Origin of the sequence: Frigoribacterium sp. CFBP9029, from assembly GCF_034045305.1 — a bacterium.
In the GTDB taxonomy this organism is placed as follows: domain Bacteria; phylum Actinomycetota; class Actinomycetes; order Actinomycetales; family Microbacteriaceae; genus Frigoribacterium.
Map to the genome: position 1 here is coordinate 331,027 of NZ_JAXCWB010000002.1, position 24,524 is coordinate 355,550.

A 24,524-nucleotide genomic window follows, 5' to 3' on the forward strand; every position below is an offset into this window, starting at 1 on the left:
CCTTGCGAGCGTAAGCGGGCTCGGGGTCGAACGACCCCGACGAGCGAGCCTACCGCGAAGACCCCGAGCGCTTCTCTTTGACGCTGGAGGCGTACACGTCGGCGTACTCCTGACCGCTCAGGGCGTTGAGCTCGTACATGATCTCGTCGGTGATGGAGCGGAGGATGAACCGGTCGCCCTCCATGCCCTCGAAGCGGCTGAAGTCCAGGGGCTCGCCGAAGACCACGCCGACCCGACGGATCTTGGGGATCTTCGTGCCCGTCTTCATGACCTTCTCGGTGTCGATCATCGCCACGGGGATGACGGGCACGTGGCCCTCGAGGATCATCCGGGCCACACCGGTGCGACCGCGGTAGAGGCGACCGTCGGGGCTGCGCGTGCCCTCGGGGTAGATGCCGAGCTGCTCGCCGCGGCTCAGCACCGAGAGACCGGTGGCCAACGACGCCTCCGACGCCTTGCCGCCCGAACGGTCGATGGACAGCTGACCCGTCGCCGTGAAGAACAGCCGCATGGCCCAGCCCTTGACGCCCTTGCCGGTGAAGTAGTCGCTCTTGGCGAGGAACGAGATGCGTCGGTCGAGGGCGATGGGCAGGAAGATCGAGTCGACGAACGAGAGGTGGTTGCTGGCGAAGATCACCGCGCCCGTCTCGGGCACGTGCTCGGCGCCCCGGACCCAGGGCCGGAACACCGAGAGCACCAGGGGTGTCGCGATGAGTGTCTTCAGGAACCAGTAGAGCATCGATGCATCTCTCGTCGGACGATGGTGCGGTGGGCGGTTCCGATCGCGGAGCGACCGGTTCGGATCAGAGCCCGGTGGCGTGCAGCCGGGCGAGGTCGGCGGCGCCGACGACGCCGGCGTCGTTGACGAGCTCGGCGATGACGAAGTCGGGCTCGGGGTGATAGCCCCGCGCCGGGAGGTGCGCGAGGTACGCCTCGCGGACGGGAGCGAGCAGCAGCTCCCCCGACTGGGCGACGCCGCCGCCGAAGACGAAGACCTGGGGATCGAGGACGACGGACAGGGAGGCGGCGGCCTGACCCAGCCAGCCGCCCAGCTCGCGGAGCGCCTCGACCGCCCCCGGATCGCCCTCCTTGAGGAGCTCGCCGACGTCGTGACCGGTCAGCTCGCCCCGGGACTCGCGGACCGCTGCCAGAGCGGCGCCGGCACCGGGGCGGTCGGCGACCTCGCCGGCCATGCGGAGGAGCGCCCGGCCCGAGCCGTACTGCTCGATGCACCCGCGGGCACCGCAGCCGCACGGGAGACCGTCGGGGACCACGCGCAGGTGACCGAGCTCGCCGCCCGTGCCGAAGCCACCGCGCAGGAGGCGGTCTTGAGCGACGATCGCCCCGCCGACGCCCGTGCCGATGGTGAGCATGGTCATGTCGCTCGCGAGTCGCCCTGCGCCGAAGCGGAACTCGGCCCAGCCTGCGGCGTTCGCGTCGTTGTCGATCGTGATGTGCAGGTCGAGGCGCTCGGACAGCAGCGCCCGGAGGGGCTCGTTCCGCCACGCGATGTTCGGCGTGTAGTAGACGGTCGACTGGGCCGCGTCGATGAATCCGGGGGCGGCCACGCCCGCGGCGACGACGTCGCCGTGCTCGGACTGCAGCGACGTGATCATCTCGACGACGGCGTCGACGATGGCCTTCGAGTCGCCCGCCGGCGTCGGCACCCGCCTCTCGGCGACGATCTCGCCCAGCTCGGTGACGACGCCACCCGCGATCTTCGTTCCACCGATGTCGATTCCGATTGCCTGCACGAGGATCGAGTCTATCCCCGGCCCCCGCTCGGCCAGGCATCCCGCTCCGACGGGCTCCCCGCTAGGGTGTGGGGACCATCGTTCGGTACCGAAGGAGCTGCCGTGAACGAACACACCGTCCCCCTCGCCCTGGAGCCCGACGTGAACGCCAACGCGACCGACCTCTTGATCGATCGCGCCGAGGCCACGCCCGACGCAGCACTGTTCGCCGTCCCCGACGGCGTCGGAGGCTGGTCGGACGTCACGGCCGCGGAGTTCCTCGCCCAGGTCCGCGCCCTCGCCAAGGGTCTGATCGCCTCGGGCATCCGCCCCGGCGACGCCGTCGGGCTCATGTGCCGGACCCGCTACGAGTGGACTCTCGTCGACTTCGCCACCTGGTTCGCCGGAGCCCTGCTCGTACCGGTGTACGAGACCTCGTCGCCTGCCCAGGTGCATTGGAACCTCAGCGACTCGGGGGCCGTCGCGCTCATCCTCGAGACGGCCGACCACTTCGCCCGTTTCGACGAGGTCCACCCCGAGCTGCCCGAGGTCGCCCACGTCTGGCAGATCGATCTCGGAGATCTCGACAAGCTCGCGGCCGCAGGAGTCGACGTCGCCGACGACGAGCTCGAGCGCCGCCGGTCCGCCGCCGGGCCGAGCGATCTCGCGACCATCATCTACACCTCCGGCACCACCGGGCGGCCGCGGGGCTGCATGCTCACCCACGCGAACTTCGTCGAGACGAGCCGCAACGCCGCGCACGCCATGTCCGACGTCGTCGCACCGGGGTCGTCGACGCTCCTCTTCATCACCACCGCGCACGTCTTCGCGCGCTTCATCGCCGTGATGTCCGTCCATGCGGGCGTCCGGGTCGGTCACCAGGCCGACACGAAGCAGCTGCTGCCGTCTCTCGCGTCGTTCAAGCCGTCGTTCCTGCTGGCGGTCCCCCGCGTGTTCGAGAAGGTCTACAACTCCGCCGAGCAGAAGGCCGAGGCCGGCGGCAAGGGCGCCATCTTCCGTCGTGCCGTCGCGGTCGCCATCGCCCACAGCAAGGCGCTCGACGAGGGCGCCGTGCCCCTGGGGCTGAAGCTGCGCTTCGCCCTGTTCGACCGACTCGTCTACAGCAAGCTGAAGAAGGCCATGGGCGGGAACATCAGGTACGCCGTGTCGGGCTCCGCGCCGCTCGGCACGAGGCTCGGACACTTCTTCCGCAGTCTCGACATCCGGATCCTCGAGGGGTACGGACTCACCGAGACCACCGCGCCGGCATCGGTCAATCTCGTCTCGAAGTTCAAGATCGGCACGGTCGGCCCCGCGCTGCCCGGCGTCTCGATCCGCACGGACGACGACGGTGAGATCTCCGTGAAGGGCGAGAACGTCTTCGCCGGCTACTGGAACGACCCCGAAGGCACTGCCGAGGTCCTGTCGGACGGCTGGTTCCGCACCGGGGACCTCGGCTCCCTCGACGCCGACGGCTATCTCACGATCACCGGCCGCAAGAAGGAGATCATCGTGACGGCGGGCGGCAAGAACGTCGCACCGGCCGTGCTCGAGGACCCTATCCGCGCCAACCCCCTCGTCGCTCAGGTCGTCGTGGTCGGAGATCAGAAGCCGTTCATCTCGGCGCTGGTGACGCTCGACACCGAGATGCTGCCCGTGTGGTTGAACAACGCCGGTGAGGCCGCCGACATGCCGCTCGCGGAGGCGGCGGAGCATCCCGGCGTGATCGCGGAGATCCAACGGGCCGTCGACGAGGCGAACACCGCGGTCTCGCGCGCCGAATCGATCCGCAAGTTCATCGTGCTCCCCACCGAGTTCACGGAGCAGAGCGGCCACCTGACGCCCAAGATGAGCATCAAACGCGCCGTCATCGTCAAGGACTTCGCGCCGCAGATCGCGGACCTCTACACGGTGTACCCCAGCACCGACTCGGTGCGGACGGTCACCGAGCCGAAGCGCTGAGTCGTGCGCCCGGCCGGCCCATCGGTCGGCCGGGCTCCTGATCGTCGGTCAGGCTCGCCACCAGTCGCTCATGCGGATCTCCCGCAGGGCCTCGCGTCGCGTGGCAGGCTCGAGCGTCATGACGTAGAGCGTGCCGTCGAGGTGATCCGTCTCGTGCTGCAGGGCCTGAGCCATCAAACCGGTGCCCTCGAGCACGACCGGCTCGCCGTCGAGGTCCACGCCCTCGACCCGGGCGTACGACCAGCGCGGAGTCGGGAACCAGAACCCGGGCACCGAGAGGCACCCCTCGTCGACGAGCTCGCGCTCACCCGACGTCTCGACCAGCACGGGGTTCAGCACGTAGCCGACGTCGCCGTCGACGTTGTAGCTGAACGCCCGAAGATTGACACCGATCTGCGCCGCCGCCACACCGGCACGGCCCGGCTCGCGGACGGTGTCGAGCAGGTCGGCGACGAGCGACGCGAGCCGCGGGTCGCCGATCGTCACGGGATCGGAGGGCGACCGGAGGACCGGGTCGCCGAACAGGCGGATGGATCTCACGCTCACGGCGTGCACCTCCAAGGTGGGAGTGGCAGGGGAATCGAGGTCGCCGACGTGGCTTTTAGGTGCTTCAACAGTAGTGAAGGTATCGTGTGGCTCGTGCATGTACTCAGCGTCAGCTCTCTCAAGGGGGGCGTCGGCAAGACGACGGTGACGCTCGGACTCACGTCGGCCGCCTTCGCCAAAGGCCTCAGAACCCTCGTCGTCGACCTCGATCCGCAGTCGGACGTCTCGACCGGTCTCGACATCACCGTGGCCGGCCACCTCAACGTGGCCGACGTCCTGGCCTCGCCGAAGGAGAAGACCGTCCGAGCGGCCATCGCGCCGAGCGGTTGGACGAAGGGCAGCCAGGGCAAGGTCGACGTCATGATCGGCAGCCCGTCCGCCATCAACTTCGACGGCCCGCACCCGTCGATCCGCGACATCTGGAAGCTCGAGGAGGCGCTGGCCAACGTCGAGGCCGATTACGACCTCGTCCTGATCGACTGCGCACCCTCGCTCAACGCGCTCACCCGCACGGCATGGGCGGCCTCGGACCGCGTCACGGTCGTGACCGAGCCCGGCCTCTTCAGCGTCGCCGCGGCGGATCGCGCGCTCCGTGCCATCGAGGAGATCCGTCGAGGTCTCTCGCCGCGCCTCCAGCCCCTCGGGATCATCGTGAACCGCGCCCGGGTGCAGTCGATCGAGCACCAGTTCCGCATCAAGGAGCTCCGCGACATGTTCGGCCCGCTCGTCCTCAGCCCGCAGCTGCCCGAGCGCACGTCGTTGCAGCAGGCGCAGGGTGCGGCCAAGCCGCTGCACGTCTGGCCCGGCGAGAGCGCCCAGGAGATGGCGCGGAACTTCGATCAGCTGCTCGAGCGCATCATGCGGACGGCCAAGATCGGCGACTACGCCGAGCCCGCGACCCGCTGATCGTCGCAGCCGGCGGCGCCCACCACTGACACGAGAAGAGCCCCCACCGGCCGGTGGGGGCTCTTCTCGTCATCTGTCCGGGTACGTCGGTCTCGGAGGGCGCACCGGCGCCGGGTGGGTCAGCTGGCGCGGGAGTCGCGACGGGCCGCGAGCTCGTCGGACGGGTCGGCGGCAGGCGTGCTGTCGAGCTCGACCAGGCTGGTCTCGACCTCGCGCAGCACCTTGCCGACGGCGATGCCGAAGACGCCCTGGCCGCGGCTCACGAGGTCGATGACCTCGTCGTCGGAGGTGCACAGGTAGACGCTCGCACCGTCGGACATCAGCGTCGTCTGGGCCAGGTCGCTGACACCGGACTCGCGGAGCTGGTTGACCGCGGTGCGGATCTGCTGGAGGGAGATGCCGGTGTCGAGCAGTCGCTTGACGAGCTTGAGGACGAGGATGTCGCGGAAGCCGTAGAGCCGCTGGGAGCCGGACCCCGCCGCGCTGCGGATGGTCGGCTCGACCAGCCCCGTACGGGCCCAGTAGTCGAGCTGGCGATAGCTGATGCCCGCGGCTCGGGCGGCGACCGTGCCCCGGTAGCCGCTGTCGGCGTCGAGGTCGGGCATCCCGTCGGTGAACAGCAGCCCCAGCTCGTAGCGGGACCCCTCGGGGGAACCTGACTCACTCATGCCGTTGCCTTCCGCTGTGTTCTGCCCAGACCCGGAACGTTCAACGTCGGGTTGATGGTTTGACCTGGACCCACGGTACCCACATGGGAACCTCGACCAGGCGACATTCGCGTGGAGACCTCGGCGTGTCGAGGATATTCGCCGCGCGGCCGCGCGTCTACGTGTCGAGACGGTCGAGGGCCGACCGGACGAGGGAGCGGCGGACGACGTCCAGCTGCTCGGCGAGCTCGCGCGACAGCTCGGCCACGCGGGCTCGACCCGCGGCGTCGCGACGCCGGGCCACCGAGGCGACGGCCGACTCGATCAGATCGAGCTCGCGTTCTGCGGCGACCCGGACGGTGCGGAGGTGCCGGGGCTCGATACCGGTCTTCCGCAGCTCGACGAGGGCGGCGAGGACGGTCACGGACTCGTCGCCGTGGTGCTCGACGGCGGGGATCAGCGACGCGGCGACCGCGTCGTCGAGGAGCGCAGGGGTCGCCCCGGTGCGGGCGATGAGCTCGTCTCGCGAGAGTCGTCGAGGGGACGTGACCAGCGACACGCCGCCGGCCCCCGGGGGCAGTGCGGTCGGACGACCGGCGTCGAGGTCGGCCAGGTGCTGCCGGATGACTTTGAGCGGGAGGTAGTGGTCGCGCTGGAGGCCGAGGATGAAGCGGAGACGCTCGACATCGGCTGGTGAGAACTTGCGGTAGCCGGATGGGGTCCGCACCGGGGTGACGAGCTCTCGCTCTTCGAGGAATCGCAGCTTGCTGTTGCTGAGATCGGGGAACTCCGGCTTGAGTCGTGACAGCACCTGCCCGATGGTGAGGAGATCCGTCTGCCCGGTCTGCGGCGACCGAGCGGCGGCGGGTCGGGGCACTACTGGATCGCCAGGTGCGCCAGGTCGACGCGCGATGCGTAGAACGTCAGACGGAACTTGCCGACCTGCACCTCGGCACCGTCGCTCAGCAGGGCCTCGTCGATGCGGACGCCGTCGAAGTAGGTGCCGTTCAGCGAACCGAGGTCGACGACGCTGAAGGAGGTGCCCTGGCGACGGAACTCGGCGTGCTTCCGACTGACGGTGACGTCGTCGAGGAAGATGCCGGCATCGGGGTGGCGACCGGCCACGGTGACATCCGAGTCGAGGAGGAAGCGCGCGCCGATGTTCGGGCCGCGACGGACGACCAGCAGCGCCGAGCCGGACGGGAGCGCCGCGACGGCATCGCGCTCGTCGGTCGAGACGCCACCCTCGAGGGCCGCCAGCTGCGCCTGGAACTCCTCGTTGAAACTCAGGGTGGTGTCGACCTCGCGATGGGCGCCCTGAGCACCGGGGTGCTCGCCGGGTACCTGATTGGCGTGCTCTGCCATCGTGGACCTCCTTCGGCCTCCCAGCGTATCGGAAGTCGGGACCTCGTCCGCAACGTCGGAGGCGGAACGGCTCTCGCGGAGGACGGCGTCATCCCGGAGACGGACCGGCCCGCGCCTCCTGGGCTGGTCCTCACGGAACTCCCCACTGCCTCCGAGGTGGGTCATAGGGATTCCATGGGAACGGGAGCTTCTCTTGTCTCACCGCACCACCACCGCACCTGGAGGCACCCCATGAACGACCACGAGAGCGACACGACCGACGGAACCGACGGCGCACCCGGACGCCCCACCGACGACGCGACGACGACGCCGGCGCCGACGCCGACAGCCCCGGCGGACGCCCGCACGCTGCCCCACGTCACCGGATCGTCGGACGCACGCTACGTGAACGCGCCGTCGTCGACGGGCGCGCACGACACGGCCCACCAGTCGTACGACGCGAGCTCGACCGCGGGCCCGACCACCGCCTCCGGCACGGAGTCGGTCCCCGCCGCGTTCGCACGCCCTCGGGAGACCCGCCGCCCGAAGCGCTGGGTGCTGCTGACCGGCGCGGCCGCGGCCCTCGTGCTCGGCGCCGGCGGGGCGGGAGGCGCGGCCTACGCCATCGGGCACACCGCCGGCATCGCGGCGGCCCAGGCGGCGTCGCAGCAGCAGTCGATCGAGCTCGCCCCGCAGTACACGTCGCCCGAGGGCGGGACGGGCACGTCCCCGTTCGGAGACGGCCGGGGCAGCGGCGGGACGCAGGGCGGCACCGGCGACGGAGCGCAGGGCGGCACGCAGGGATCCTCGGGCGGCGCCGAGTCGAGCGCCACCGCAGCCACGTCGGACGAGACGGCCGGCGTGGTGACGATCGTCTCCACCCTGAACTACGACGACTCGTACAAGTCGGCGGGCACCGGCATGATCCTCGACGCCGACGGGCTCATCCTGACGAACAACCACGTCGTGCAGGGCGCCACGAGCATCGAGGTGACCGACGAGACGACCGGGCGCTCGTACACCGCCGACGTCGTGGGGACCGACGCCACGAACGACGTCGCCGTGTTGCAGCTGCAGGACGCCTCGGGGCTCACCCCCGTGTCGTTCGGCGACTCCGACTCCGTGTCGGTCGACGACGCCGTGCACTCCACGGGCAACGCCGACGGCACGGGCGACCTCGTGACCGCGGCGGGAAGCGTGCTCGCCACCGACCAGTCGATCCAGGTGCAGAGCGAGACCGGCACCGGCGGCGAGTCGCTCTCGGGCCTGATCGAGATCCAGTCGGACGTCGTGTCCGGCGACTCCGGCGGGCCGCTGCGCGATGCTGACGGCGACGTCGTCGGGATCGTGACGGCCGCCTCCTCGGGCACCACCCCGATCACGGGCTACGCCATCCCCATCGACGACGCGCTGAGCATCGCCAAGCAGATCGTCGCCGGGAACGGCAGCGACACTATCCGAATCGGGCTGCCGCCGTTCCTCGGAGCTCAGATCTCGCAGACCGCGACGGGTGCCGCCACGACCGGTGTGCCCATCGCCGGAACCGTCGCGGGCAGCGCCGCGGAGTCGGCGGGCCTCGCCGCCGGCGACACGATCACCGCGCTCGACGGCACCCCCGTCGCCGACGCGTCGGCTCTCACCGCGGCCGTGCAGGCCCACGAGTCGGGCGACAGCGTCTCGCTCGCCTGGACCGACGCCGCCGGCGCCTCGCACACCGCCACGGTCACCCTCGGCGACGGCCCCGCCGCCTGAGCCGCAGCACCATCGACGAGCCCGTCACCGCCCTCATGGCGGCGGCGGGCTCTCGGCGTCAGTCGCGGGCGAGAGCGTCGAGGAGGCGCCTCGGACCCACGACGCTCGCCCCGAGGCGCTCGACGCGACCGGCCAGCTCGCGGTCGGCCGTGACCACGACGACCCGCGCCTCCGGAGACCGCTGCGTCAGCTGCTCGACGTGGGCGACGATGGCCCCGTCGCCGTCGCCGGGGGCGCGCAGGACGTCGATCGCGGCGTCCGACGACTCGGCGGCCCGGGCCTCGCCCTCGAGCACCACGGTCGTCTCGGGCCACCACGAGGTCGGCGCACCGGGCCCCTGAGGCGACTCGTCGAGCACCAGCGACGCCGGCAGACCGACGGTCTGCGCCGCAGCCAGGCCGCCGAGGAGGCGCGTGGCCGCTCCCGCACGATCGCGCCACCACCCGTCGGGTCGCGAGCCGACGACGTTCGCCGCGTCGACGACCAGGCGCACGTCGAGATCGAGATAGCCCGCGAGCCCCGGCCAGGACGTCGCGAAGCCGGGGTGCAGCGGCAGGCCGTCGATCTCGGCGCGGGGCACCCACCGGAGCTCGAGGCTCTCGGCGTCGGCCACGACGGCGTCGAAGGGAGTCACCACGCGGGCGACGATGGTGGAGTACGACCAGAAGCCGAGATCGAGCGCCGAGGCGAAGAGCAGCCGCAGGGACTCCCCCGGGACGGCGGCCTCCTCGCCGCTCTCGCGGAGCGCGCCCTCGACCGCGGACTCGTCGAACTGGCGGGCGCCGCCGGGCAGGCCCCAGGTGCCGCCGAAGTGGCTCCACTCGGCACGATGCTGCAGCAGGACGCGGTCGTCGGCGTCGATGGCGAGCAGACCCGCAGCCCCCGCTCGGCCCCAGAATCGTCGGCCGTCAGGGCTCTCGACCCAGCCGTCGGCCGGTCCGTGGATGGTCACGGGTCGAGCTTGCCACATGCGCGCACGGCGTCAGACGAAACGGACGGTCTGCTGCAGACGATCACGGATCTCGAAGACGTCGGAGATCGTCGTGCGGTCGGACAGGTCGGGCCCGTGCCTCAGCACCTGCGGAAGCAGCGAGCGGCGGAGCACGAACGTGCCCCCGCGGCGACCCCGACCGGCCGGCTCGAGCGCGGCGGCGAAGTCGTCGTCGGGCACGACGATCAGCTGATGAGTGAACGAGACCCGGGTGTCGCGGCGCACGGCCCGAGCCTGACGCGTGAGGTCTCGGACGGGGTGCTCGTGCTCGGGGACGCCCGCGCCGACGAGCTCGCCCTTCGTCAGCGAGACCTCGCTGCCCCAGTCGGACGACTGGATCGCGAACAGTCCGGCGGGCCCGAGCACGATGTGATCGAGCTTGCCCTCGGCGCCGGCGTCGACGTCGCTCCAGATCGTGAAGGCGATGCCGAGGTCGGTGACCGTGGCCACCGTGGCCTCTTCCGCCAGGGCGTCGGCGAGCACGTGCCGGATCTCAGGAGGCGCGGTGCGGACGAGTCGCTCGTCGTACGGATCGTCGAGGGGGACGCCCCGACCGACCCACTCGCGCATGAGGCCGAGATACCGCTCGCGGTTGGCGCCGCCCGGGTGCCCGTGGACGCGAGCCCGGGGCTTCGAGTCGGTGCGCGCGGTCTCCCGCGACGGCGGCGCCCAGCCGGGGGCGGTGCCCGCCGTGCGGGCGGAGGAGGCCGATGGGGAGGACGACGGTCGCCGACGGTCGTAGGCGGCCCGGGCCTCGGGGGTGCCGATCTGCTCCCACGCGAGCTGGAGGGATCGGAAGGCCGAGGCGCTGCCGCCGAGGTCGGGGTGGGTCTCGCGGGCGAGACGCCGGTAGGCGCGACGCAGGTCGTCGTCGGAGGCGGCGGCCGGGACGCCGAGCACCTCGTACGGGGTCGAGGAGGCGGGGCTGGGCGTCACGACGACGAGGATACCGGGGGGCGGCTGAACGTCTCGATGCGGGTGGTCAGCGGGTCGCCGGACCCGTCGACCGGCCCCCGCGAGCGGCCCGAGCGGCACGCCACGCGCGCCACCGCAGGAGGAGACGGTGCGCGAGGCGACGCAGCGCGAGCGAGATGCGGTGCGCGAGCGGGAACTCGGTGCCGAGGATGGCGACGCCGACGAACACGATCAGCCAGCCCGGACCGGGCAGCGGCACGAGGACGAGACCGAGCACGACGACGAACAGCCCGACCAGGGCCACCCCGACCTTGTACAGCCAGCGGAGCCGGGGGAACGCGTCGAGACGCGCCCGCTGCCGGCGGTAGGAGGCCCGGAACCGGCCGCGCCCGCCCGACGAGCCGGAGCCCGATCCGTCGGACCCCGAGGAGGTCGCGCGGACCATCGGCGTCGAGTGGCGCGGGTCGCCCGAGGCGTCGGAGATCATGTCGAGACCATACGGCGCGGCCCTGGCAGAGACCGCCGCGCCGACTGCCAAGCGGCTGAGTGGCGTGCCGTCGGGCGGTGGGAGGCGTAGTCAGGACGGATGCACGACATGCACCCCGCACGGACGGGGTGCGTCCCCGGGCACCGCGCGTCGTCGGAGGACGCCGCGTGGTGAGAAGGAGAGACCCATGAGAACGAGAACCATCGGAGACGTGACGGTCAGCGCCGTCGGACTGGGCGCCATGCCCCTGTCGATCGAGGGGCGCCCCGACGAGCGTCAGGCCGTGGCCACGATCCACGCCGCGCTCGAGCAGGGCATCACCCTGATCGACACCGCCGACGCGTACCACCAGGCGGGCGCGCACGAGGTCGGTCACAACGAGGAGCTGATCGCGCGGGCGCTGGCCGGGTTCCACGGCGACACGTCGGATGTGCTCGTCGCCACCAAGGGCGGTCACCTGCGGCCGACGGAGGGCGCCTGGGCGCAGAACGGCGACCCGGCCTACCTGAAGGAGGCGGCCAAGGCCTCCGCGAAGCGCCTCGGTGTGGACGCCATCGGGCTGTACCAGTTCCACCGCCCGGACCCGGCCGTCCCATACGCGGATTCGATCGGCGCGCTCGCCGAGCTGCTGGACGAGGGCGTCATCCGGATGGCGGGCATCTCGAACGCCACCGTCGAGCAGATCCGCGAGGCGAACACGGTGCTCGACAACCGCCTCGTCTCGGTGCAGAACCAGTACTCGCCGGCCTTCCGGTCGAGCGAGGTCGAGCTGGCCCTCTGCGACGAGCTCGGCATCGCCTTCCTGCCCTGGAGCCCGCTCGGCGGCATCACCGACGCCGCGGAGCTCGGCGCGAAGCACTCCGTCTTCGCCGAGATCGCCAACGCCCGCCGCGTGACCCCGCAGGTGCTGACGCTCGCCTGGGAGCTGGCGAAGTCGGAGCTCGTCATCCCCATCCCCGGCGCGCGCCGACCGCAGACGATCATGAACTCCGCGACGGCCCCGACGATCAAGCTGTCCGCCGACGAGATCCAGCGTCTCGACGCGCCCTGATGCCCCGGAGACCGGCGCCGGCATCCCGCCGGCGCCGGTCTCGACGCACCGCGGACACGACGACCGCCACGAAACGACCAGACCAGAACCGACCCGACCCGACCCGACCCGACCCGAGGAGCACCATGACCGAGTCCCACTTCGACCGCCCGTACGACATCATCGCCGAGGTGCCGTCGTTCGACCTCACGAGCACCGACGTCCACGACGGCGGTGAGCTCGGCCGGGCCCAGGTCAGCGGCCTCATGGGCCCCGGGGGCGACGACGCCAGCCCGCAGCTGAGCTGGAGCGGCGCCCCCGAGGGCACGAAGAGCTACGCCGTGACCGTCTACGACCCCTACGCCCCGACCGGATCGGGTTTCTGGCACTGGGCCGTCGCGGACCTCCCCGCGGGCACCACCTCGCTCCCCTCGGGCGCGGGCGACGACGAGGGGTCCGGTCTGCCCGACGGCGCCATCCAGCTGAAGAACGACGCGGGCATGGCCCGCTTCGTCGGCGCCGCGCCGCCCGCCGGGCACGGACCGCACACCTACTTCGTGGCGGTGCACGCCCTCGACGTCGAGACGCTGGAGATCGACGGCTCGGCCAGCCCCGCCTACCTGGGTTTCAACCTGCACTTCCACACCCTGGGGCGGGCCGTCATCAGCGCGACGTTCGAGGTTCCGGCCGGGTCGTGAACTCGAGACCCGAGTCGACCAGGGCGAAGTAGCCCTCGGGCGTCCGGTGCCAGAGGGCCCGGAGCGCCAAGGGGCCGCCGGTCATCCGGTCGAGGAGACCCAGCGCCCAGGTCTCGACGCCGAGCCGGTCGGTGATGTCGTCGTCCGGCGTCTGCCAGACCAGCACCACCTGGCGGGCCCGGACGCGGAGGCCCTGGTGCCGCAGCATGTCGACGAACTGGTCGAGTTCGGACGCCCGTGGCAGGCGCGGGGCGTTGTGCAGGCGGCCGGCCGGAGAGAGTTGCTCGCCGGCCTCGCCGAGGAACACGACGTGCACGACCTCGCGGTCGCAGGCCTCGGCGCAGAGCTCGGCGGCGTACGCGTCGGCCGTGTCGGGATCGGCGTCGGGGCTGAGGGCGGGCAGCCGCAGGTACTCGGGGTCGGGGTCGAGGGGGATCTCGGGGCCGCGGACTCCCACCTCTCAGCCCGCCAGGACGAGTCGTGACACGTCGGTCGGAGTCCGCCGCATCGGTGGATGGATCGTCAGGCCGCCGGGATCGACGCAGGAGAGGATCGCCTGGGCCCAGCGCTGGTCGTCGAACGAGGCCGAGAGAGACTCGTCGTCGTTCTGCCAGACCAGCAGGACCGAGGCGGCCTCGACCCACCCGGCGACCTCGACGATGCGTGTGGCGTAGAGCTCCGCCTCGCCGCGGGTCGGCACGGCCGGGCATCCGCCGACGGCGATCGGCGGCGCGAGAGGGACGCCGTCGTCGTCGAGGTACATCCAGAGGATCGCGCGCATGTCGCACGGCTCGAGGCAGAAGTCGTCGACGAAGTCGGCCAGCTCTTCGTCGGTGGGCAGAGGGGCGAGGGTGGGTGGATACGTCTCGAGAGCTGTCATGGGAACGAGGATGCCCAGCACGGAGACCGCGTCGAGGCGGGCGACGGGGCGGTTGTGGAGAGGGTCGACGTCGACCGGATGGGGAGGGGAGGACACGGGCCGGGCTGTGGAGGACGCGGGAGGACGGCATGACCGGACCCGCGCCTCCTCGGCTCGGTACTCTCTCGGGGTGGACGTGGTCAGGGAGTTCCTCGCCGGTGTCGGCCTGCTCGGACGCGGCCTGCGGCTCTGGGGCACGTCGCCGCGCCTGATGCTGCTCGGCGCCGTCCCGGCGCTCGTCGTCGGCGCCGTGTTCGTCGGGCTCGTCGTCGTCGTGGGGTTCGCCGCCGACGACATCGCCGTGACCGTGACCCCGTTCGCGCGGGACTGGTCGGAGTGGGCGCGGACCGCCGCCCGCCTCGTCGCCGGGCTGGCCGTGACGGCGCTCGCCGTGCTGCTGGCCGTCGTCGCCTTCACCGCGGTGACGCTGCTGGTCGGCGACCCGTTCTACGAGCGCATCTGGCGTCGGGTCGAGGAGCGCGAGGGCGACGCCCCCGCCGAGGTCGATCGCGGCTTCTGGGCCGGTCTCGCCCGCAGCGCCGGCGACTCGGTGCGCCTGCTGATCGCCACCGGCGGAGTCGGGCTCCTGCTGTTCGCCGGCGGATTCGTGCCCGTGGTCGGCCAGACGGCAATCCCGGTGCTGGGCGCGCTGACGGGAGGCTGGTTCCTGGCGGTCGAGCTCACGGGCTACGCCTTCGACGCCCGGGGGCGGAGCCTCCGCGAGCGACGCCGGCTCCTGGCCACGCGGCGGGCCCGCACCCTCGGTCTCGGCACGGCCACCTACCTGCTCTTCTTCGTGCCCTTCGGAGCCGTCGCCGTCATGCCCGCCGCCGTGGCCGCCGCCACCCTCCTCTCCCGGGAGGTGCTCGCCCAGCCGCCCGGCGACTACCATCGCCCCGCATGACGACCCCCGCCTCCCCCACCAACCCGTCCGTGCCGCTTCCCGACGGACGCGTCGTGCCCGCACTCGGCCAGGGAACCTGGCGGCTGGGCGACGACCCCCGCCGCCGAGACACCGAGATCGCAGCCCTGCGCGCCGGCATCGACGCCGGCCTGACGCTGCTCGACACGGCCGAGATGTACGGACAGGGGGCGTCGGAGAGCCTCGTCGGCGAGGCGATCGCCGGTCGGCGCGACGAGGTGTTCCTCGTGAGCAAGGTGCTGCCGGGGAACGCCTCCCGCCGCGGCACGATCAAGGCCTGTCACGCGAGTCTCGGGCGACTGGGCGTCGAACGGCTCGACCTCTACCTGCTGCACTGGCGCGGCGGGCACCCGCTGACCGACACCGTGGAGGCCATGGAGGCGCTGGTCGCCGAGGGATCGATCGGCGGCTGGGGGGTCAGCAACTTCGACGTCGTCGACATGACCGAGCTCGTCGGCCCCGCCGGGGGCGTGAACGTGCAGACGAACCAGGTGCTCTACAACCTCGCCCACCGCGGGCCCGAGTTCGACCTGCTGCCCTGGGCGCGCGACCACGGCATGCCGCTCATGTCGTACTCCCCCGTCGACAGCGGTGAGCTGCTCGACCACCCCGTGCTGACGTCGGTCGCCGCCGACCTCGGGGCCGCACCGGCGCAGGTCGCGCTCGCCTGGGTGCTTCGACTCGCCCCCGACATGCTCGCGGCCATCAAGGCCGGGACGACCGGGCACGCGCTCGAGAACGCCGCCGCGCTGGCCGTCGACCTCGACGATCAGGCGTTCGTGCAGCTCGAGCGGGCGTTCCCGGCCCCGTCGGGACCGGTGCCGCTCGAGATGCGCTGACCCGCGCCTCCTCGGCTCGGGCGTCGCCGGGTCGACGACTCGCTCACCGGTGGGTCGCCCGATCGCCGCCTCGCCGACCGGCGACGGGCAGCAGTCCGCTACCGGGCGAGCAGAGCCTCGATCGGCCCGCGCACGAAGTAGACCAGGAACCCGGCGGCGACGATCCACAGCAGCGGGCTGATGCCCCGCGCCTTGCCCGAGAACGCTCGGACCAGCACCCAGCTGATGAAGCCCGCGCCGATGCCGTTGGCGATCGAGTAGGTCAGCGGCATCACGATGATCGTGAGGAAGACGGGCAGGGCGACGGAGAAGTCGGTCCAGTCGATGTCGCGGATCTGCGAGACCATCAGCGCACCGACGATGACGAGCGCCGCCGACGCGACCTCGAGCGGCACGACCTGCGTGAGCGGCGTGAAGAACATCGCGAGGATGAAGAGCAGACCGGTGACCACCGAGGCGAACCCGGTGCGCGCACCCTCGCCGATCCCCGAGGCCGACTCGACGAACACCGTGTTCGACGACGAGCTGGTCGCCCCGCCGGCGACCGCGCCGATGCCCTCGACGACCAGCGCCGAACGCAGCCGCGGGAACGTGCCCTTGTCGTCGGCGACCTCGGACGCCTTCGCGAGGCCGGTCATGGTGCCCATGGCGTCGAAGAAGTTCGTGAAGACCAGGGTGAAGACGAGCATGACGGCCGAGAGGACGCCGATGCGGGCGAAGGCGCCGAAGCTGACGTCGCCGATCAGCGACAGGTCGGGGAGGGCGATGATCTGCGTGGGCAGCACGGGGGCGTTGAGGTTCCACTTGTCGGCGTCCTGACCGAGCGACGGCCCCACGCGGAAGATCGACTCGAGCACGATCGACACGATCGTCGTGCCCACGATGCCGATGAGGATGGCGCCCTTGACGCGACGGGCCATCAGGACGGCGATCGCGATGAGTCCGATCACGAAGGTGAGCGTCGGCAGGCTGGCGATCGAGCCGGCGTCGCCGAGCTGCACCGGCGGCGAGGCCGATCCGCTCGGGCGCACGAAGCCGGAGTCGACGAGGCCGATGAAGGCGATGAAGAGGCCGATGCCGACCGTGATCGCGGTCTTGAGGGCGGCAGGGACGGCGTTGAAGATCAGCCCGCGGAGGCCCGTGACGGCGAGGATCGTGATGACGAGGCCGTTGATGACCACCAGCCCCATCGCCTCGGGCCAGGTGACGTCGTTCACGACGTTGACGGCGAGGAACGAGTTGATGCCGAGCCCTGCGGCGAAGGCGAACGGGAGGCGCGCGACCGTTCCGAACAGGATGGTCATCACCCCCGCGGTGAGGGCCGTGACCGCGGCGACCTGGTCGTTCTGCAGCCAGCCGCCCGTGACGTCCTGTGCCGCCTGGTCGGCGCTGAAACCGCCGAGGATCAGCGGGTTCAGGATGACGATGTACGCCATCGTGACGAAGGTCACGATGCCGCCGCGGAACTCCCGTGCGAACGACGAACCTCGGGCCGTGATCTCGAAGTACCGATCGAGACGGCCGGCGGGCCTCGTGGGTGTCGTGGCGGGGCCGGTGGGCGCGGACGTGGTCATGAGGCGACTCCGAGGTGGGGGACGTGGCCCGACGGCCGCGGGCAGACGCCCATCTTAGAGCGGCGGCGGATCGCCCTCCGTCGTCGACGCCGCGACGAGGGCGGCCACGACCTCGGACGACGCCAGCGCGGCCGACAGGGCGACCTCGACCCGCCTGCCGTCGACCTCGATCCAGCTGCGGACGGGGCCCGGCTCGCGACCGCCCGGCGGCGTGGCGACCGCGAGGGCGTCGAGGCCGTCGAGCTCGGTCTCGATCCAGCGGGTGTGCACCCCGAACCGCCCGTCGCCGGCGGTGAAGGCCTCTTCGTCGAGCAGCAGACGGTGGAACGGCGCGGTCGTCGCCGGCCCGACGACGTCGAGATCGGAGAGCGCTCGTCGGGCCCGCCGCAGCGCCTCGTCACGATCGCGACCGCTGGCCGTGACGGTCAGGAGGAGCGAGTCGCGCCCCGCAGGCACCGCGCCGCCGGACACCACGCCGGGATCGACCCGGACCCCGGGGCCGCCGGGCAGCGACAGGGCCGTGACCGCGGCGTCGGTCGGCAGGAAGCCCCGCCCCGGGTCTTCGGCGGTGACGCGGAAGGTGATGCTGTGACCGAGCACCGGCGGCTGGTCGCCGACCTCGAGGGGCCGGTCGGCGGCGACGAGCAGCTGCTGCCGGACGAGGTCGACCCCCGTCGACTGCTCCGTCGCGGCGTGCTCGACCGCCAGGGCCGTGCCGAACTCGAGGAACGAGACCGCACCGGCCTGCGAGACGAGGAACTCGACCGTGCCGGCCCCCCGGTAGTCGACCGCACCCGCGATCGACCGCGCGGTCTCGACGACCGTGTCGCGCTGGGCGTCGGTCAGGAACGGCGCGGGCGACTCGGCGACGAGCTTCTGATGACGTCGCTGCACCGAGCAGTCGCGCACGTCGACGACGACCACCCCGCCGCGGCCGTCGCCGAGCACCTGGGCCTCGACGTGCCGCGGCCGGTCGACGTACTGCTCGACGAAGCACTCGCCCCGACCGAAGACCGCCGCCGACTCGCGCACCGCTGAATCGAAGAAGTCGGCGACCTCGTCGAGGCGGCGGGCGACGCGGAGGCCCAGCCCTCCCCCGCCGTGCGCCGCCTTGAGCGCGATCGGCATGCCGTGCCGCTGAGCGAACACGACGGCGTCGGAGGCGCTTTCGATCGGCCCCGCCGTGCCGACGACCAGCGCCGCGCCGACCGAGTCGGCGAGGGCGCGCGTCGCGATCTTGTCGCCCAGGGTCTCCATCGTCTCGGGGGTCGGGCCGATCCAGGTCAGCCCGGCGGCGACCACGCGGCGCGCGAACTCGGCGTTCTCGGAGAGCGGGCCGCAGCCGGGGTGGACGGCGTCGGCTCCGCTGCGACGCGCGATCCCGATCAGGGCGTCCATGTCGAGGTAGGCGTCGAGGGCGTCGCCGGTGTCGAGGGCCCACGCCTCGTCGGCCGCACGGACGTGGAGGGCCTCGGCGTCGTCGGCCGCATGCACCGCGACCGAGCCGAGGTCGAGCTCGGCGCAGGCGCCCGCGATGCGGACGGCGATCAGACCGCGCTCGGCGATCAGGACCTTCTTCACGCCGCGTCACCTCGCTCGGGCACGGCGGCCGGCGGCCCGACGGGTGCGGTGTCGGCGGCTTCGGACCGGGCCCCGGCCCCGGGCGACGATGCTGCGGCGGCCGCCGCAGCGGCGCGGCCGGTCAGCGCCGGGCCGGGCACGGCGCGGAAGCGCACCCGGGCGCCGATCGGCACCTGAGCGGCGCGATCGAGCTGATCGCCGACCACGCAGGCGACGACCGGGTACCCGCCGGTGACGGGGTGGTCGGCCATGAACAGGACCGGCTGCCCGTCGGGCGGGATCTGCAGGGCGCCCGAGACCGTGGCCTCGCTGTCGAGCTCGTCGGTCACGGCGCGGTCGAGCGGGACCGCGCCCTCGAGCCGGAGCCCGATGCGGTTCGACTGCGGCGTGACCGTCCACTCCTGCTCGGTCAGGCGGGCGAGCGCCTCGTCGGTGAACCAGTCGTCACGGGGTCCCAGCACGACGTCGAGGAACGTCACCTCGTCGGGCCCCGAGACGTTCCGCTGCACGTGAGGGGCCGCGGCGGCCACCGACTCGGACCACCCGCGAGCCACGACGAGCTCGTCGCCCGCCTGCAGGCGCTCGGGCCCGAGCCCGGCCAGGACGTCGCCTGACGCGCTGTCGAGCACCGGGTCGACGAGCCAGCCGCCGCGGACGGCGAGGTACGAGTAGACGCCCCGAGGAGGCGCGCCCACCTCGAGCACGTCGCCGTCGTCGAGCGCGAAGGGGGCTCCGACGACGCCGGTGATCCGGTCGCCGCCGCGGTCGACGGTGATGGCGACGGGCGCCCCGGCGATCGCCACGACGAGGTCGCCCCGGGCCGTGGCCACGAGACCCCCGTAGGCCATCTCGAGGGCCGGGGACCCGGTGGACGAGCCGACGAGCCGGTTCGCCTCGCGGAGCGCCCGGTGGTCCATCGCGCCCGATCGCGAGACGCCGAGACCCGACCGGCCGGGGCGCCCCAGGTCTTCGATGATGCTGAACGGCCCGGGAGCCGACACGACGAGCGCGCGGGTCGGCGACACCGCCGGGTCCGCCGCGTGCTCGACCGTGGCGGCCCGGAGCGCGACGGGAGCCGTCGTCGGGGAGCCGACCCGCGCCTCCTCGGTGCGGTCGTCGCCGTGGGGCGTCGTGACGCCGTCGAGATCGACGCCGCCCTCGCGCTCCGGCACGGCGACGAAGCGGACGCGCATGCCCGGCTGCAGGAGGGCGGGGACGCGCTCGGAGAGATCCCACATCGGGACGGTCGTGCGACCGAGGAGCTGCCAGCCGCCCGGGCTCTCTCGAGGGTAGACGCCGGAGAAGCCCGCGGCGAGGGCGACGGCGCCCGCGGGCACGGCCGTGCGCGGGACGTCCCGCCGGGGCACGTCGAGAGCCGGGTCGCCGCCCGAGAGGTAGGCGAAGCCGGGCGCGAAGCCGGTGAACGCGACGGTGTGCACTGCGTCCGTGTGGCGCCGCACGACCTCGTCGACGCTCAGCCCGGTGAGTCGCGCCACCTCGTCGAGATCGGCCCCGTCGTAGTGCACGGGGATCTCCACGAGTCGACCGCTGGTCGCCGCGTCGCGGGACTTCGGCAGCGATCGGATCACCGCGAGCAGCGACCGCACAGGTAGGAGGCTGGGCAGGAACCGCACCGCGACCGTCCGCGCCGCGGGCACGACGTCGAGCAGACCGGCGACGGGCTGCGCGAGCAGCGCTCCGAACAGCGCCAGCGACTCGTCGAGCCCGCCGGTCTCGATCAGGATGCCGTCGGTGCCGAGCGGGAGCACCCGCAGGCGCGCGATCGCCGACTGGAGGTCGACCCCGTGGTCGTCGCTCACGACGGCGACCCGGCGGCGGAATCGGCCGAGGGCTGGAGCGGGAGCGGGAGCGCTGTGGTCTGCGCCGCCGGCGGGACGGCGGACTCGGTGGCCGCGACCTGGCGCGGGACGGCGACGAACGAGCGGACGTCGACGCCGGCCGCCTCGAGAGCCGTGCGCAGCCCGGCGGCGATCGCGACGGCGCCGGGGGTGTCGCCGTGCACGCAGACCGACTCGGCGTGCAATGCGAGATCGGTGCCGTCGACGGCCCGGATGCGCCCCGTCTCGACGAGCCGCAGCACGCGGTCGACGATCTCGGCGGGGTCGTGCAGCACGGCGCCGGGGTCCGTGCGCGGGACGAGTCGACCGTCGGGCGTGTAGGCCCGGTCGGCGAAGGCCTCGGCGATGGTCGACAGCCCCGCCTCGGTGGCCCGGGTCAGCAGCGGCGAACCCGCCAGGCCCACGAGCACCAGGCCGGGGTCGACCCGCGTGACGGCCTCGACGACGGCATGGGCGTGCCGCTGACCGCGCTCGTCGTCGCCCGCGATCACCGAGTAGAGCGCACCGTGCGGCTTGACGTAGCGGACCGTGGCACCGACCGACGCCGCGACCCCGGTCAGCGCACCGATCTGGTAGACGACGTCGCCGACCAGCTCGGCCTCGGAAGCGTCGACGAAACGGCGCCCGAAGCCCGCGAGATCGCGGTACGAGACGTGGGCGCCCACGGCGACGCCGCGTCGGTGCGCCGCGTCGACCACGGCGGTCATGGTCAGGGGGTCGCCCGCGTGGAACCCGCAGGCGACGTTGGCGCTCGTGACCGCGGCGAGCATCGCGTCGTCGTCGCCGAGAGTCCAGCGACCGTAGCCCTCGCCGAGGTCGGCGTTCAGGTCGATGGTCGTCATGCGGGGCCTTCCGTGCGGCTCGGGCGGTGCGACGGGATGCGCAGAGGGGTCGTTCCCCACCGTAGCGGGGTCGGCGAGTCGGCTGCTGGGCGCCGCCGGGCGGCCGGTGCGTCGGGGATCAGGAGGCGCGGCGCACGAGCAGCGCCCGACTCACCAGCGGCCACTGCAGGGGCAGCCGTGCGATCGCGATCGCGGTGCGCACCGAGGAGGCGCGGCCGCTGCGGACGGATCGGCCCGCCATCGAGACGTTGGCCGGGAACACGGCGACGAAGAGCGCCGCGGCGAGGGTGCCGCCGAGACGGCGGGTCGGCCGCGACAGCAGAGCCGCCGCGATGCCGATCTCGGCCACGCCCGAGACGACCGTGTAGGTCCGGGCGGGACCGGGGAGCACGCGGGGCACGATCGAGTCGTAGACCGCGGGGCGGACGAGGTGCAGGACCCCGCTGACCCCGAGAGCCGCGGCGAGCGCCCGTGCCGTGGTGCGGGCACGGTCGGCGTCGGGGTGGGCCGGCCCGGAGGCGGGGCGGAGGGGGTTCGGGGTGCGGGAGGGGCGGTGGTTCATGGTGCCCATGGTGCTCGCGTGCGCCTCCTCGGCCTGTCAGCGGGGTCGGCGTGGCCGGGGGTCGGCGTGGTCGGGGGTCGGCGCTGATCGCGGTGGGCGGGTCAGACGGCTCGGCTGACCCCGCGGCTCATGATGGCGGTGGTGAGGGCGTCGACGGGTTCGCGGGGGGCGACGGGGTTGGCGACGAGGACGTAGTCGACGTCTCCGAGGTCGGGCAGCGAGAAGCGGCGGCTGACCTTGACGAGGTCGGTGGGGATGAGGGAGAAGGGGAAGGCGGCGATGCCCATGCCGGCGCGCACGGCGGCGAGCATGCCGTTGACGTCGCGGGTGTTGCAGGTGATGCGCCAGGTGCGGCCGGCGGACTCGAGCGCGTCGATGGCGAGCTGTCGGCTGAGGCTCGGCGCCTGGTAGGCGATGAGGGGCACGGGGTGACCGGTCTCGATCTGCAGTTTCTCTTGCGCCATCCAGACCATGGTGTCTCCGGCGACCCGGGTGCCCTCGGTGCTCTCGCCCGCCGTCTGCTTGACGAAGATGAGGTCGAGGTGTCCGGAGGCGAGGCGGCGGCGGAGCGGGGCGCTCTGGTTGACGGTGAGCTCGAGGTCGATCTGCGGATGCAGCTGACGGAAGTGGCGGAGGATGCGGGGCAGCTGCGTGATGGCGAGGTCGTCGGCGGCGCCGAAGCGGAGTCGCCCGCGCATGGCCGAGCCGCTGAAGTAGCTCTCGGCGGCGGTGTGGGCGGCGAGGATCGTGCGGGCGAAGCCGGCCATGGCGTCGCCGTTGTCGGTGAGTCGGACCTCGCGGGTGTCGCGCGTGACGAGCGTGCGGCCGGCGGCCTTCTCGAGACGGCCGATGTGCTGGCTGACCGTGGGCTGGCTGATGCCGAGTCGGAGCCCGGCGTTCGTGAAGCTGCGGGTCTCCGCGACGGCGAGGAACGTGGCGAGCAGGGCGGGGTCGAACACGGGCTCCTCTCGGTGCATTGGGATGACCAATGGCACTGATTCGAACCATAGCGGGTCCGAATGAGGGTTCGGGCCGTAGCGTCGTGGGTGATGTCAGTCCCGCCCCGCACCGTCGCCCCGCCCCCCGCCACCGAACCCCTGCCCGTCATGGCCGAGCGCCCGCCGTGGCGCCACACCTTCATCGCCCTGAGCGTGCCGAACTTCCGGCTGTGGACGGCCGGCAACGTCGTCGCGATGACGGCGGGCTGGATGCAGCGCATCGCGCAGGACTGGCTCGTGCTCGAGCTGACGGGCAGCGCGACGGCCGTCGGCATCACCGTGGCGCTGCAGTTCGCCCCGATGCTCTTCTTCGGCCTGCTCGGCGGGGTGATCGTCGACCGCTTCTCGAAGCGCGCCCTGATGATCGCGACGCAGAGCGTGTTCGCGGTCCTCAGTCTCGGGCTGGCGGCTCTGACGCTCTCGGGCGTCGTGATGCCCTGGCACGTCTTCGCCATCGCGTTCGCGACCGGTCTCGTGACGGTCATCGACAACCCGGCACGGCAGGTGATCGTGTCGGAGCTCGTGGGGCACAGGTACCTGCGGAACGCCATCAGCGTGAACTCCAGCGTGTTCCAGCTCGGCGGGATGATCGGACCCGCCGTGAGCGGGGTGCTGCTGCTGGCCGTGGGCGCCGGCTGGGCGTTCGTCGTCAACGGGGTCGCCTGCCTGCTGGTGGTCGTCATGCTCGGCCTGCTGAAGACGGCGCAGATGACCCGGACGGCGCCGGGCCCGCGCAGTCGCGGTCAGCTGCGGGCGGGCCTCGCCTACGCCCGGGCGAAGCCGACGATCCTGGTGCCGGTGGTGCTCGTCGCCTCGTACGCGGTCTTCGGCCTCACGATGCCGGTGCTGCTGGCCTCGTTCGCCGACGACGTCTACGACGTGGGGGCGGGCGGCTACGGGCTCTTCAACTCGATGATCGCGGTGGGCGCCCTCACCGGCGCGCTGCTGTCGACGCGGCGGGCGACCATCCGGCTCCGGACCATCGTGCTCGGCCTGCTGGCGACGGGCCTGCTCCAGGCGGTCGCCGGCTCGATGCCGTCGGTCGGGCTCTTCGCCGTCACCCTCGTCACCGTCGGCTTCGCATCGCTGCTGTTCCTCACGGCGGCGAACCAGCTGGTGCAGCTCTCGAGCAACATCGCCATCAGAGGCCGCGTCATGTCGCTGTACGTGCTGGTGCTGCTCGGCGGGCAGGCCATCGGCGGGCCGCTGATGGGGCTCGTCGTCGAGACGTTCGGAACCCACGCGGCGATGGTGCTGTCGGGTGGAGTGCCTGCGCTCGTCGCGGCGATCACCGCCCTCGTGCTCGCCCGGCGGGGGCAGCTGACCCTGCAGATGCGCGTGCGGCGATACGTGCCGGTGGTCGAGATCGCGCACCGCTGAGGCGTCGGCTGGACACCGCTGAGGCGGCCGCCGCGAC

General features: G+C 72.4%; 25 protein-coding genes. 8 read left to right on the top strand and 17 right to left on the bottom strand.

The features are described 5' to 3' along the window. Positions 1–49: 49 nt before the first annotated feature. Together SOM11_RS04080 and SOM11_RS04085 are read right to left on the bottom strand one after the other, a co-directional pair. Positions 50–739, bottom strand: a complete 690-nt coding sequence (locus tag SOM11_RS04080; RefSeq protein ID WP_192060458.1) for a lysophospholipid acyltransferase family protein — start codon at positions 737–739, stop codon at positions 50–52. Between the two features lie 64 nt (positions 740–803). Next, positions 804–1,754 (bottom strand): ROK family glucokinase, encoded by a 951-nt coding sequence (locus tag SOM11_RS04085; RefSeq protein WP_243213970.1) that lies wholly within the window; start codon positions 1,752–1,754, stop codon positions 804–806. A gap of 102 nt (positions 1,755–1,856) precedes the next feature. On the opposite strand from SOM11_RS04085, the gene SOM11_RS04090 reads away from it, so the two are divergent. Beyond that, positions 1,857–3,695, top strand: a complete 1,839-nt coding sequence (locus SOM11_RS04090) for an AMP-dependent synthetase/ligase (RefSeq protein WP_320477243.1) — start codon at positions 1,857–1,859, stop codon at positions 3,693–3,695. A 48-nt stretch (positions 3,696–3,743) separates the two neighbouring features. Here the strand turns inward: SOM11_RS04090 and SOM11_RS04095 are convergent, their stop codons facing one another. Further along, entirely contained in the window at positions 3,744–4,241 is a 498-nt protein-coding gene (locus SOM11_RS04095; protein WP_192060461.1) for a peptide deformylase, read from the bottom strand. A gap of 93 nt (positions 4,242–4,334) precedes the next feature. On the opposite strand from SOM11_RS04095, the gene SOM11_RS04100 reads away from it, so the two are divergent. Further along, the gene (locus SOM11_RS04100; protein ID WP_192060462.1) at positions 4,335–5,147 is read left to right on the top strand and encodes a ParA family protein; all 813 of its coding nucleotides are present in this window, start codon (positions 4,335–4,337) and stop codon (positions 5,145–5,147) included. A 119-nt stretch (positions 5,148–5,266) separates the two neighbouring features. Here SOM11_RS04100 and SOM11_RS04105 read toward each other — a convergent pair whose 3' ends face one another. The 3 genes from SOM11_RS04105 to SOM11_RS04115 form a co-directional block, all read right to left on the bottom strand. Then, positions 5,267–5,815, bottom strand: a complete 549-nt coding sequence (locus SOM11_RS04105; protein WP_192060463.1) for a MerR family transcriptional regulator — start codon at positions 5,813–5,815, stop codon at positions 5,267–5,269. A 157-nt stretch (positions 5,816–5,972) separates the two neighbouring features. Next, positions 5,973–6,671 carry a MerR family transcriptional regulator gene (locus SOM11_RS04110; RefSeq protein WP_192060464.1) on the bottom strand — a complete coding sequence of 233 codons (699 nt, stop codon included), beginning with the start codon at positions 6,669–6,671 and terminating at the stop codon, positions 5,973–5,975. Further along, complete coding sequence (locus tag SOM11_RS04115) at positions 6,671–7,159, bottom strand: FHA domain-containing protein (protein WP_192060465.1); 489 nt, start codon at positions 7,157–7,159, stop codon at positions 6,671–6,673. Before SOM11_RS04115 ends, SOM11_RS04110 begins: the two co-directional genes overlap by 1 nt. Positions 7,160–7,390: 231 nt before the next feature. Between SOM11_RS04115 and SOM11_RS04120 the strand changes: the two genes are divergently transcribed. Next, positions 7,391–8,890 carry a S1C family serine protease gene (locus SOM11_RS04120; protein ID WP_320477244.1) on the top strand — a complete coding sequence of 500 codons (1,500 nt, stop codon included), beginning with the start codon at positions 7,391–7,393 and terminating at the stop codon, positions 8,888–8,890. Between the two features lie 58 nt (positions 8,891–8,948). Here SOM11_RS04120 and SOM11_RS04125 read toward each other — a convergent pair whose 3' ends face one another. Genes SOM11_RS04125 through SOM11_RS04135 form a run of 3 tightly spaced genes read right to left on the bottom strand, consistent with a single transcriptional unit; the run spans position 8,949 to position 11,283 of the window. After that, positions 8,949–9,842, bottom strand: a complete 894-nt coding sequence (locus tag SOM11_RS04125; protein WP_320477245.1) for an NUDIX domain-containing protein — start codon at positions 9,840–9,842, stop codon at positions 8,949–8,951. A 30-nt stretch (positions 9,843–9,872) separates the two neighbouring features. Beyond that, positions 9,873–10,817, bottom strand: a complete 945-nt coding sequence (locus SOM11_RS04130) for a DnaJ domain-containing protein (protein ID WP_320477246.1) — start codon at positions 10,815–10,817, stop codon at positions 9,873–9,875. A 46-nt stretch (positions 10,818–10,863) separates the two neighbouring features. After that, complete coding sequence (locus SOM11_RS04135; RefSeq protein WP_320477247.1) at positions 10,864–11,283, bottom strand: PGPGW domain-containing protein; 420 nt, start codon at positions 11,281–11,283, stop codon at positions 10,864–10,866. Positions 11,284–11,470: 187 nt separating this feature from the next. Here SOM11_RS04135 and SOM11_RS04140 point away from each other — a divergent pair, with 187 nt between their 5' ends. Both SOM11_RS04140 and SOM11_RS04145 read left to right on the top strand, forming a co-directional pair. After that, positions 11,471–12,334 carry an aldo/keto reductase gene (locus SOM11_RS04140; protein WP_320477248.1) on the top strand — a complete coding sequence of 288 codons (864 nt, stop codon included), beginning with the start codon at positions 11,471–11,473 and terminating at the stop codon, positions 12,332–12,334. A 125-nt stretch (positions 12,335–12,459) separates the two neighbouring features. Beyond that, positions 12,460–13,011: a YbhB/YbcL family Raf kinase inhibitor-like protein gene (locus SOM11_RS04145; protein WP_320477249.1), complete on the top strand. Its 552-nt coding sequence runs from the start codon at positions 12,460–12,462 to the stop codon at positions 13,009–13,011. On the opposite strand, the gene SOM11_RS04150 is transcribed toward SOM11_RS04145, so the two are convergent. Together SOM11_RS04150 and SOM11_RS04155 are read right to left on the bottom strand one after the other, a co-directional pair. After that, the gene (locus SOM11_RS04150; RefSeq protein ID WP_320477250.1) at positions 12,977–13,468 is read right to left on the bottom strand and encodes a hypothetical protein; all 492 of its coding nucleotides are present in this window, start codon (positions 13,466–13,468) and stop codon (positions 12,977–12,979) included. The two genes, SOM11_RS04145 and SOM11_RS04150, sit on opposite strands and share 35 nt — an antisense overlap. Positions 13,469–13,471: 3 nt before the next feature. After that, on the bottom strand, positions 13,472–13,987 hold the full coding sequence (locus SOM11_RS04155; protein WP_320477251.1) for a hypothetical protein: 516 nt from the start codon (positions 13,985–13,987) through the stop codon (positions 13,472–13,474). A 73-nt stretch (positions 13,988–14,060) separates the two neighbouring features. Between SOM11_RS04155 and SOM11_RS04160 the strand changes: the two genes are divergently transcribed. Together SOM11_RS04160 and SOM11_RS04165 are read left to right on the top strand one after the other, a co-directional pair. Beyond that, positions 14,061–14,834 carry an EI24 domain-containing protein gene (locus SOM11_RS04160; protein WP_320477252.1) on the top strand — a complete coding sequence of 258 codons (774 nt, stop codon included), beginning with the start codon at positions 14,061–14,063 and terminating at the stop codon, positions 14,832–14,834. Next, on the top strand, positions 14,831–15,691 hold the full coding sequence (locus SOM11_RS04165) for an aldo/keto reductase (RefSeq protein WP_320477253.1): 861 nt from the start codon (positions 14,831–14,833) through the stop codon (positions 15,689–15,691). Before SOM11_RS04160 ends, SOM11_RS04165 begins: the two co-directional genes overlap by 4 nt. 98 nt (positions 15,692–15,789) lie before the next feature. On the opposite strand, the gene SOM11_RS04170 is transcribed toward SOM11_RS04165, so the two are convergent. The 6 genes from SOM11_RS04170 to SOM11_RS04195 all read right to left on the bottom strand — a co-directional run bounded on the left by SOM11_RS04170 (position 15,790) and on the right by SOM11_RS04195 (position 23,068). Beyond that, on the bottom strand, positions 15,790–17,265 hold the full coding sequence (locus SOM11_RS04170; RefSeq protein WP_192060473.1) for an NCS2 family permease: 1,476 nt from the start codon (positions 17,263–17,265) through the stop codon (positions 15,790–15,792). A 54-nt stretch (positions 17,266–17,319) separates the two neighbouring features. Continuing rightward, a complete protein-coding gene (locus SOM11_RS04175; RefSeq protein WP_320477254.1) occupies positions 17,320–18,846 on the bottom strand; it encodes a biotin carboxylase N-terminal domain-containing protein in 1,527 nt (508 codons plus the stop codon). Then, a complete protein-coding gene (locus SOM11_RS04180) occupies positions 18,843–20,666 on the bottom strand; it encodes an urea amidolyase family protein (RefSeq protein WP_320477255.1) in 1,824 nt (607 codons plus the stop codon). The genes SOM11_RS04175 and SOM11_RS04180 overlap by 4 nt, the downstream gene beginning before the upstream one ends. After that, a complete protein-coding gene (locus tag SOM11_RS04185; RefSeq protein WP_320477256.1) occupies positions 20,663–21,547 on the bottom strand; it encodes a 5-oxoprolinase subunit PxpA in 885 nt (294 codons plus the stop codon). Before SOM11_RS04185 ends, SOM11_RS04180 begins: the two co-directional genes overlap by 4 nt. Positions 21,548–21,665: 118 nt before the next feature. After that, a complete protein-coding gene (locus SOM11_RS04190; protein ID WP_320477257.1) occupies positions 21,666–22,109 on the bottom strand; it encodes a hypothetical protein in 444 nt (147 codons plus the stop codon). A gap of 101 nt (positions 22,110–22,210) precedes the next feature. After that, positions 22,211–23,068: a LysR substrate-binding domain-containing protein gene (locus SOM11_RS04195; protein WP_192060476.1), complete on the bottom strand. Its 858-nt coding sequence runs from the start codon at positions 23,066–23,068 to the stop codon at positions 22,211–22,213. A 90-nt stretch (positions 23,069–23,158) separates the two neighbouring features. On the opposite strand from SOM11_RS04195, the gene SOM11_RS04200 reads away from it, so the two are divergent. Beyond that, positions 23,159–24,487: an MFS transporter gene (locus SOM11_RS04200; RefSeq protein ID WP_192060477.1), complete on the top strand. Its 1,329-nt coding sequence runs from the start codon at positions 23,159–23,161 to the stop codon at positions 24,485–24,487. The last annotated feature ends 37 nt before the right edge of the window (positions 24,488–24,524 follow it).

Excerpts from the sequence above, each read along its gene's own strand:
- SOM11_RS04080 (WP_192060458.1), bottom strand. The coding sequence starts at position 739 with ATGCTCTACTGGTTCCTGAAGACACTCATCGCGACACCCCTGGTGCTC.
- SOM11_RS04105 (WP_192060463.1), bottom strand. The coding sequence starts at position 5,815 with ATGAGTGAGTCAGGTTCCCCCGAGGGGTCCCGCTACGAGCTGGGGCTG.
- SOM11_RS04115 (WP_192060465.1), bottom strand. The coding sequence starts at position 7,159 with ATGGCAGAGCACGCCAATCAGGTACCCGGCGAGCACCCCGGTGCTCAG.
- SOM11_RS04120 (WP_320477244.1), top strand. The coding sequence starts at position 7,391 with ATGAACGACCACGAGAGCGACACGACCGACGGAACCGACGGCGCACCC.
- SOM11_RS04135 (WP_320477247.1), bottom strand. The coding sequence starts at position 11,283 with ATGATCTCCGACGCCTCGGGCGACCCGCGCCACTCGACGCCGATGGTC.
- SOM11_RS04140 (WP_320477248.1), top strand. The coding sequence starts at position 11,471 with ATGAGAACGAGAACCATCGGAGACGTGACGGTCAGCGCCGTCGGACTG.
- SOM11_RS04145 (WP_320477249.1), top strand. The coding sequence starts at position 12,460 with ATGACCGAGTCCCACTTCGACCGCCCGTACGACATCATCGCCGAGGTG.
- SOM11_RS04165 (WP_320477253.1), top strand. The coding sequence starts at position 14,831 with ATGACGACCCCCGCCTCCCCCACCAACCCGTCCGTGCCGCTTCCCGAC.
- SOM11_RS04170 (WP_192060473.1), bottom strand. The coding sequence starts at position 17,265 with ATGACCACGTCCGCGCCCACCGGCCCCGCCACGACACCCACGAGGCCC.
- SOM11_RS04185 (WP_320477256.1), bottom strand. The coding sequence starts at position 21,547 with ATGACGACCATCGACCTGAACGCCGACCTCGGCGAGGGCTACGGTCGC.
- SOM11_RS04190 (WP_320477257.1), bottom strand. The coding sequence starts at position 22,109 with ATGAACCACCGCCCCTCCCGCACCCCGAACCCCCTCCGCCCCGCCTCC.
- SOM11_RS04200 (WP_192060477.1), top strand. The coding sequence starts at position 23,159 with ATGTCAGTCCCGCCCCGCACCGTCGCCCCGCCCCCCGCCACCGAACCC.